Source organism: Pseudarthrobacter sp. MDT1-56 (assembly GCF_059383555.1).
In genome coordinates this window covers 1-7,798 of sequence record NZ_JBWZCK010000027.1, presented here as the reverse complement: position 1 = coordinate 7,798, position 7,798 = coordinate 1, and the positions used below count along the sequence as shown (strand labels likewise).

8 protein-coding genes are annotated in these 7,798 nt (G+C 67.1%); 2 read left to right on the top strand and 6 right to left on the bottom strand.

Features of this window, described 5'->3' with window-relative positions; translation table 11 throughout:
- The first annotated feature begins 367 nt into the window (after window positions 1-367).
- Both AC50YC_RS19645 and AC50YC_RS19640 read left to right on the top strand, forming a co-directional pair.
- Complete coding sequence (locus tag AC50YC_RS19645) at window positions 368-1,408, top strand: molybdopterin-dependent oxidoreductase (RefSeq protein WP_494954953.1); 1,041 nt, start codon at window positions 368-370, stop codon at window positions 1,406-1,408.
- On the top strand, window positions 1,405-1,857 hold the full coding sequence (locus tag AC50YC_RS19640; RefSeq protein WP_494954952.1) for a hypothetical protein: 453 nt from the start codon (window positions 1,405-1,407) through the stop codon (window positions 1,855-1,857). The genes AC50YC_RS19645 and AC50YC_RS19640 overlap by 4 nt, the downstream gene beginning before the upstream one ends.
- A 138-nt stretch (window positions 1,858-1,995) precedes the next feature.
- Here the strand turns inward: AC50YC_RS19640 and AC50YC_RS19635 are convergent, their stop codons facing one another.
- The 6 genes from AC50YC_RS19635 to AC50YC_RS19610 are packed head-to-tail and all read right to left on the bottom strand — an operon-like array spanning window position 1,996 to window position 7,556.
- The gene (locus AC50YC_RS19635; protein WP_494954951.1) at window positions 1,996-3,057 is read right to left on the bottom strand and encodes an NAD-dependent epimerase/dehydratase family protein; all 1,062 of its coding nucleotides are present in this window, start codon (window positions 3,055-3,057) and stop codon (window positions 1,996-1,998) included.
- Window positions 3,054-3,935, bottom strand: a complete 882-nt coding sequence (locus AC50YC_RS19630) for an MTAP family purine nucleoside phosphorylase (RefSeq protein WP_494954950.1) — start codon at window positions 3,933-3,935, stop codon at window positions 3,054-3,056. The genes AC50YC_RS19635 and AC50YC_RS19630 overlap by 4 nt, the downstream gene beginning before the upstream one ends.
- A gap of 15 nt (window positions 3,936-3,950) precedes the next feature.
- Window positions 3,951-5,465 carry a glycosyltransferase 87 family protein gene (locus AC50YC_RS19625; RefSeq protein ID WP_494954949.1) on the bottom strand — a complete coding sequence of 505 codons (1,515 nt, stop codon included), beginning with the start codon at window positions 5,463-5,465 and terminating at the stop codon, window positions 3,951-3,953.
- On the bottom strand, window positions 5,462-6,151 hold the full coding sequence (locus AC50YC_RS19620) for a class I SAM-dependent methyltransferase (protein WP_494954948.1): 690 nt from the start codon (window positions 6,149-6,151) through the stop codon (window positions 5,462-5,464). Before AC50YC_RS19620 ends, AC50YC_RS19625 begins: the two co-directional genes overlap by 4 nt.
- A gap of 11 nt (window positions 6,152-6,162) precedes the next feature.
- The gene (locus tag AC50YC_RS19615; RefSeq protein ID WP_494954947.1) at window positions 6,163-6,843 is read right to left on the bottom strand and encodes a TIGR04282 family arsenosugar biosynthesis glycosyltransferase; all 681 of its coding nucleotides are present in this window, start codon (window positions 6,841-6,843) and stop codon (window positions 6,163-6,165) included.
- Window positions 6,844-6,848: 5 nt separating this feature from the next.
- Window positions 6,849-7,556 (bottom strand): glycosyltransferase family 2 protein, encoded by a 708-nt coding sequence (locus AC50YC_RS19610; protein ID WP_494954946.1) that lies wholly within the window; start codon window positions 7,554-7,556, stop codon window positions 6,849-6,851.
- Window positions 7,557-7,798 lie beyond the last annotated feature (242 nt).

Here is a 7,798-nt window from a genome sequence, read left to right as displayed (position 1 = left end):
CGGCCTGCTGAACAAAACCTTCAACACCGACGCCGTGAAAGCCGACATGCTCGTCGGCATCGCCAAGATCACCGTCAACACCAAGTAACACCCACCAGGAATAGCCGAGAACGCCACGGACCTTGGGGGCCCGTGGCGTTTCGGGTTGAGGTTAGAGTGGTCCCTGGCGGCCACGGAATGGTGCAGTGATCCAGACATGCAGAAGCTTGACGGGCAGAAGATCACCGAGGCGTTGGCGGCTAAGTTTGCCTCGCCGACGCGGAGCACACGTCTGACCGTTGTCCTGGGTCGCTGGCTTGGGATCACCTTCACCGTCTGTTTTTTCACCGGCCTTTTCAGTCACGGACTTCAAAATCCGCCCTCGTGGATGTTCTTTCCCACGAGCCCTGTGTGGATCTACCAGCTCACCCAGGGACTGCACGTGACGGCAGGTATCGCCGCGATTCCGCTGCTGCTGGCAAAGCTCTGGTCCGTCTATCCGGAACTGCTGACGTGGCCGCCGGTAAAGTCCCTGGTACACGGCCTCGAGCGGGCCTCCATTGCCCTGTTCATCGCCTCGTCGCTGCTGCAGTTGACCACCGGCCTGATCAATACCTACAAGTGGTATCCGTGGCCTTTTCCCTTTCGCGAAACCCACTACTGGCTGGCATGGGTGATCTGGGGCTCGCTCCTCCTGCACATTGCCGTCAAACTCCCCGCCATTGCCGCTCACTGGCGCCGGCGATCGTCAAGGGATCGCGCCGTTGGCGGGCCAGCCGGGAAGGACCCCGCTACTTCCGGCGTCGAACCCTCTTCCGCGGCCGGAAGTACCGGACGCTGGTCCCGGCGGGGGTTCTTGACGGCTGTCGTAGCCGGGACCGGAGCAGTCGTTGTAACGACCGCGGGACAGTCGTTCTCCTGGCTGGCACCGGCCAACCTGTTCGCCCCACGCAAGATGGGGACCGGCCCCCAAGGGGTGCCGGTGAACCGGACCGCAGCCGATGCCAAGGTGACCGAACTGGCGAAGTCCCCGACCTGGGCGCTCATGGTCCGCTCAGGTGCTTCCAGCCGGTCCTTCACCCTGGAGGAGCTCCGGGCGCTGCCCCAGCACAGCCACGAACTGCCGATCGCGTGCGTCGAAGGGTGGAGTCAGATGGCTACCTGGCGGGGCGTCCGCGTCCAGGACCTCCTCGCAGCCGTCGGCGCACCTGCGGGTTCTGAACTCCGGTTCACCAGCCTGGAGCCCGAGGGTGCCTACCGCACGATGAACATGCCGGCTGAGTACTCCCAGGACGAGAAGACGCTGGTGGCCCTGGAACTCAACGGTTCGGTCCTCGACCTGGATCACGGCTACCCGGCCCGAATCATCGCCCCCGGCCGTCCCGGAGTGCTGCAGACCAAGTGGCTGCACAGCATGGAGGTCCTGTGAAAACGTCCATTGCTGTCAAAGCCGCCCGGGCAGCGCTCGGCGTCGCGGGCGTGGCCATCCTCGTCTACGGGCTGCTGGGGCTGCCCACCCAACTGGGTCCGGCGCAGCTGATTGGCCTGCTGACATGGATGGCCGTTGCCATCCTCATCCACGACGGCGTCATTGTGCCGCTCTCCACGCTCGCCGGTGCAGGCCTGACCCGGGCCGGCGCGAAACTCCAGCCCCCGTCCGCGGCCGTCCTGCGCGGCGCCCTGCTCACCGGCGCCCTGGTGACCCTGCTGGCGGGGATCCTGCTCAAGGCCCAGTCCGTGGCGCAATCGGCCACGGTCCTGGAGGCCGGTTACGCCGTAAACCTTCTGGGGTTCTGGGTAGTCCTGGCGCTGGCCTCCGCTGCCGCCATCGTTGTCCTGGAACGACGGGCCCGCCGGTCAGGGACCATCAGTCCCTGACCGGGCGGCTGGTCAGGTGCGCTGTCAACACGAGGTGCATTCACCAGGAAAACCTGCCCGCGCAAAAGTGGGACGGCACAACAGCGGGCCCCGGAGCTTGAGGGTCGGGGTCCCTCTAGGGAAGTGCTCCGTCGGGTGTTAGACCGGTCCGCCGCGCAGGGGAGCGGTAGCAAATTCACGCATGCCTTCGTCAAAGCCCACGGACGGTGCCCAGCCAAGTTCGGCATTGATCAGTGCAGAGGAAGCCGTGACGTGGCGGACGTCGCCGAGCCGGTACTCGCCGGTCACTACCGGCGCAGGACCCGCGCTGAAGGTGCTCAACGCCGCCGCGACGTCACCGATCGTGCGTACCTCGTCCGCACCGACGTTGTAGGCCCGGAACCCCGGTGTGCCGGCGCCGGACAATGACTCCGTAGCGGCGATGTTCGCCGCGGCGACATCCCGGACGTGGATGAAGCTGCGCCGCTGGCCGCCGTCTTCGAACACCCGTGGCGCCTCGCCACGGGCCAGGGCCGAACGGAACAAGGACGCGACTCCGGCGTACGGCGTGTCCCTGGGCATCCTTGGACCATAGACGTTGTGATAGCGCAGGGCGATGGCCGAGCCGCCGGTGCTCCGGGCCCACGAGGCGGCCAGATGTTCCTGGCTCAATTTCGAGGCGGCATAAACGTTGCGGGGATCCAGGGCGGCGTCCTCGGTGACCATGGCAGGGACAAGGACTGCCCCGGATTCCGGGTCGCGGGGATCGTAGATACCGGCGCGCAGGTCAGCCTCGGTGCGGGGCCCGGGCCGGACGGGAAGCCCGGTCCGGGGGTCGGCGTACGCGCCCTCGCCGTAGACCACCATCGAGGAGGCCAAAACGAGACGGGTGATGCTGTGGCGTTCCATGGCGGCCAGCAGGACGGCCGTGGCGTAGTCGTTGTTGCGGATGTAGTCCGGTGCGTCGGCGAAGCTGACGCCCAGCCCGACCTTCGCACTCTGGTGGCAGACCGTATCGACACCCCGTAATGCCGAATCGACCGTCGCCGGGTCCGTGACATCGCCGGTTAAGAGTTCCACCTGCGGGTCGAAGACCGGCGGAGCGGGATGGAGGTCCGGGCTCAATGCGTCGAGGACCCGCACGGACCAGCCCTTGGCGAGGGCGGCGTCGACGATGTGGGAACCGATGAACCCAGCACCTCCGGTGACGAGGATCTTCATCTGGCGTCCGCCATTTCCCGGACAGCCGGGAGCGCCATGATCCGGCGCACCGCTTCCTGATCCATCAGCGGCCGGGCGCGGTAGTCCTCACTGATGGCGGCGACGGTCGCCTCAAGAACGGCCAGGACACTGTTCTGGGCACTCTTGAGCCGGGTGAAGACGGCGTCGGCGGTTACCGGTTCCGAGCCGTCGTGCCCGGTGTCGGAATCGGTGATGAACGCCAGATTGGCGAAACCCATGTTGAGCTCGGCGGCCAGCAGCGGTTCGGGGTACTGGGTCATGCTGATGATGTCAGCCCCACCGGTGACGTACCAGGCGGACTCGGCCTTCGTGGAGAACCGTGGTCCGTTGATCACGACCACCGTTCCCTGCGTGACGTAGGCAATGTCGTGGCTGGCGAGAGCGGCAGCCACGTGCGCACGCAGAGTGGGGCAGAACGGTTCCGAGGCCGGCAGGTGCTGGACGCCGGCGGGCGGGACGCCATCAACGACGGTCCCGTCGAAAAAGGTGTCCGCACGTCCCCAGGTGCGGTCGATGAGCTGGTCCGTCACCACGAACGTGTCGGGGCCGAAGCCCTCCCGCAGGCCGCCCACGGCCGAGGAGGAGAGGATGGCCTCGACGCCGAGGCTCTTGAGGGCCCATAAGTTGGCGCGGTAGTTGATCTTCTGGGGCGGCAGTGAATGTCCTCCGCCGTGGCGGGGGAGGAAGGCCACGGTGCGTCCGGCGACGTCGGCAAGAGTCACGGGACCGGACGGCGGCCCATACGGGGTGTCAACGTCGATGTTGGCCAGGACCGCCGCTCCGGGGAGTTGATAGGTCCCGGAACCGCCAATGATGCCGATGCGCGCCTGCGGCGTGCCGGTGAGTGCTGTGTCCATGGTGCAATCCTGTCCTTAGGGGGAGCGTGGTGTGGGGGAGGGGGTGCCGGTCACGGGGTTGCCCCCCGCGGCAACCGGCGACGGGGACTCGAAGCCGGCGGCGGCCGCCAGCTGAAGTTCCTGCCGGCGCCGCCACCAGACACCGGCTGCGACGGCGACGGCGGCGAGAAGCAGGGTGGCCTGATGCAGCGGAAGGCTGAGGGGCTCCTTGAGGGGAAGCATATAAATAGTGTCCAGGGCCAGGATGACGGCGACGTATTCCCAGCGCCGGCTCAGGACAATGAACGGCAACAGCATGAGCGCGTACCAGGGGTAGTTCGGGCTGATGATCAGCAGCGCGAGCCCGATCATGACGGTCTGCTGCTCCCAGACATTCCCGGGTCGGGTCCGCCGCAGCACACCGAACGCAACAACGGCAAGCGCCGCGGCGCTGAGCACCGGCGGCCAGGGCCCGGTGGAGAAGAGTTGCGCCAGCCCGAAGCGGGTCCCGCCGCTCTGGCTATAGCCCTCCTCCTTGAGGTAGCCGGGAAGGAAGCCCAGGACCCCGGCCCCGGCAGCGGCCAGATAGGGCACGTACAGGAGGGCGAACGTTGCCAGAGCCGCGGCAACGAACCGGGCCGGGCGCCGGAACAACAACGCAGGGGCGGCGATGACAGGAATGAGTTTCGTGGCCACGGCAGCCCCGAACACCACCCCGGAGCGCAGCGACTTGCCTCCGGTCAACAGCAGTCCGGCGGCCAGGATCAGGGCACCACCCAGGAGATCAACATGGGCGTTATTCACGGCCTCCAGCTGCACGAACGGGCTCCAGCCCCAGACCGCGGCGAGGTGAAGGGGCAGGCCGCGTCGGGCCAGGGCCCCGAGCAGCATCAGCGTCACGGCCGCGCTGATGAGCAGGCCTCCGAGCTGGAAAGGAAGGTATCCAACCGAGTCGGGGACGGCGGCCCGCACCCCAAAGAAGTAGATCTCTGCAGTGGGCGGATAGATGGTGGGCACGTGCGGGCGGTTAATGGCCGTGCACAACGGACTTCCCGACGGGTAACCGAAGGCCGGGACGGATTCCGTCCCGAACAAGTCCTTGGAGCACACGGGCCCGCCCCCGTCGCCGGTGGCGCCGGGGGCGAACAGCCAGTCCGGCCGAAGCTCGGCGATGGTCTCATCGACGGGCACATACGAGTAGGGGGAGATCCCCGCCTTTTGGACGATCCCGTCCCAGGCGTAGCGGGCGGAATCGTTGCTGGTCCGCGGCGGCGCGCTCACGGCAACCAGGCCGAGCAGCACGGTGCCCGCGATAAGGACGGCACCCACGCGGCGTCTGGGGACGCGCCGGAGGAGACTGACTGCCCCGATGAGGACGCCCCAGGACAGGAAGGTGCCGACAATCGGTGCAGATTCGAAAGGGTTATAGGGGACAACCATCCACCACAGCAAGCCCGCCAGGATCATGACCAGCGCCGTCAGCGTGGCGGCCAGTCTGAGCGTGGGCCGTTGCAGGCCGTCCGTCGTCGGCGAAGGTGCAGCGATGGTCACACCGCGGTCCTGCCTGGCCCGGTGCCGGGAGAGAGCCGGCAAAAGACGCGGCCCTGCAGCCGCTGAACGGAAGATACGGTCCATTCGCTGCGCTGCGCCCGGGACGCGAGACCCACGATTCCCGTCCGGGCCCAGCGGAACGGTTCGCTCTGGTTTCCGCTCGAGTCCTCCAACACGGCGGAGTAGACGGTGTCCAGGTCCTCATCGTCCTCCACTTCAACCAGGAGAGTCCCGTGCGGGGCGATGAGCTGGCCGCAGCGGCGCAGCAGGGACGTGATGCTGCCACCGATGCCGATGTTGCCGTCGAGCAAAATAACGGATTGCCACAGACCGGACTGCGGTACCGGAGCGAACACCGATTGTTCCAGCACCCGGGCACCGCGGGCGCGCGCCCGGCAGACCGCCTCCGGGCTGGTATCGATCCCCAGCGCCGGAAGACCCAAACGCTGTGCGGCAGCCAAAAGCCTGCCCGGTCCGCAGCCGATGTCCAGGACCGGACCCTGAAGGCTCTGCAGCAGCGAACGTTCGAGCAGGTTTGCCTCCCCACACCAACTTTGGACGTCGAAGTCCACCGGGTCTGCCGCATGGTCGATGTCCGGACGAAGCGTCAGGGTCCCGGATCCGTCCGCCAGCGCCCTGGCATAGGGCTCCGTGTGGCCTTGACCGAAGTGGGTGGCTGATGCCACGCCGGCGGCCGTCACGGCAGGACACCGATAAGGATCAGTGAGTCCTGAATACCCTGGGCGGCGTCTAGGACAGCGTGTGCGAAGTCGGTTCCCGGTATCACGGAGGCGATATCGAGCGCATCGCTGAAGTGGTCCATATCCGCCAGCTCCGCCAGCGTCCCGACACTGAGGCCCTGCGATGACAGGCGGGCGAGCTGCTGTGCCCCGGTCGTGTCCGTCGACATCGGCACTCCCCGGATCAATGCCCCGTCGGGGCGGCGCAGCGCGAGGGCCCAGAACCCGCCGTCCGTGGCCGGGCCGATCCAGGCGTCAAGACCCGGCGCGCCCGTGGACCAGTCGTGAAGGAGCGGCGCGACGTGGTCAGCCGAGAACTGCGGAGTGTCCATGCCAATGATGAGCAGCGGACCGGTGGCGGCGTCGCAGATGGCGGCGAGCCGTTCATCCAGCCCCCCGGTTGCCTGCGGTACGACGGTGAACCCTTCAGCGTCCGCCGCCTTCGGTGTCCCGTCCATGACCAGCACCCGGTGCCGTGCCGGGAGGAGCCGGACCGTATCCAAGCTTCGGCTCAGGCTCAACTGGGCCAGGGCGGCGGCCCCTTCGGGGCTCAGCGGAGGGCTCAGCCGGGTCTTGACGCGGCCCGGCAGGCACTCTTTGGCGATGACCGCCACTGTCAAATCCAAGCTCTTGCTCATAACAGTCATTCGCTGCCGGGAGTCTTCCGGACCGGTCCGGAAGATGCAGCCGCCGCGGCAGCCTTGAGCTGGGCGGACATATCCCGTACAGCCGTCACCGTTCCGCGCACCGTTCCGGTCACCTTGGACTTACCGGTGCGGGGGGCATAGGGGACGGGCATCTCCAGGATCCTCCACTGGCGCAGGCTTGCCTTCAGGAACATCTCCAGCGGGTAGCCGCTGCGCCGGTCCTCGAGCCCGAGGGACAGCAACTCAACGCGTCGTGCTGCCCGCATCGGTCCAAGATCGGTCACGCGTTCCCCGGTCAGGCGCCGGAGCCGCCACGCCAGGACGCCGTTGGCGATCCGGGCATGCACGGGCCAGGATCCGCGCTGCGGCTGGCGACTGCCCAGCACCAGATCTGCCGTTCCGCTGACGACCGGGTCGACCAGCCCCGGCAGCTGGGCCGGGTCGAGTGAGCCGTCGCAATCGCAGAACGCGACGAACTCCGCAGTCGCTGCGAGCAGGCCGGCATGGGCGGCCGCTCCAAACCCCTGGCGGCCCTCATGAATCACGAGTGCCCCCAGGCTCGCCGCGAGCTCGGCGGAACCGTCCGTAGAACCGTTATCGACAACGATGGCCCGGTACCCTTCCGGCAGGCGCGAAAGCACCCACGGCAGGGCGCCGCGCTCATTCAAACACGGCAGAACGACATCAACCATGGCTACAGTCATGTAAAACGCCTCTCAAAGCTATGGTTCCGCAGCGGCGCTTCGCCCCGGATTCCCAACGGTACGCGAGCAGAAAAGTGCCACGGACCCCAAGGAAGGAGCCGTGGCACTTCCCGCCGGTGCAGACCATGCATCCGGCAGGTATTCCTGGTGGGTGTTACTTGGTGTTGACGGTGATCTTGGCGATGCCGACGAGCATGTCGGCTTTCACGGCGTCGGTGTTGAAGGTTTTGTTCAGCAGGCCG

Excerpts from the sequence above, each read along its gene's own strand:
- AC50YC_RS19615 (WP_494954947.1), bottom strand. The coding sequence starts at position 6,843 with ATGAGCAAGAGCTTGGATTTGACAGTGGCGGTCATCGCCAAAGAGTGC.
- AC50YC_RS19610 (WP_494954946.1), bottom strand. The coding sequence starts at position 7,556 with ATGACTGTAGCCATGGTTGATGTCGTTCTGCCGTGTTTGAATGAGCGC.
- AC50YC_RS19635 (WP_494954951.1), bottom strand. The coding sequence starts at position 3,057 with ATGAAGATCCTCGTCACCGGAGGTGCTGGGTTCATCGGTTCCCACATC.
- AC50YC_RS19645 (WP_494954953.1), top strand. The coding sequence starts at position 368 with ATGTTCTTTCCCACGAGCCCTGTGTGGATCTACCAGCTCACCCAGGGA.
- AC50YC_RS19630 (WP_494954950.1), bottom strand. The coding sequence starts at position 3,935 with ATGGACACAGCACTCACCGGCACGCCGCAGGCGCGCATCGGCATCATT.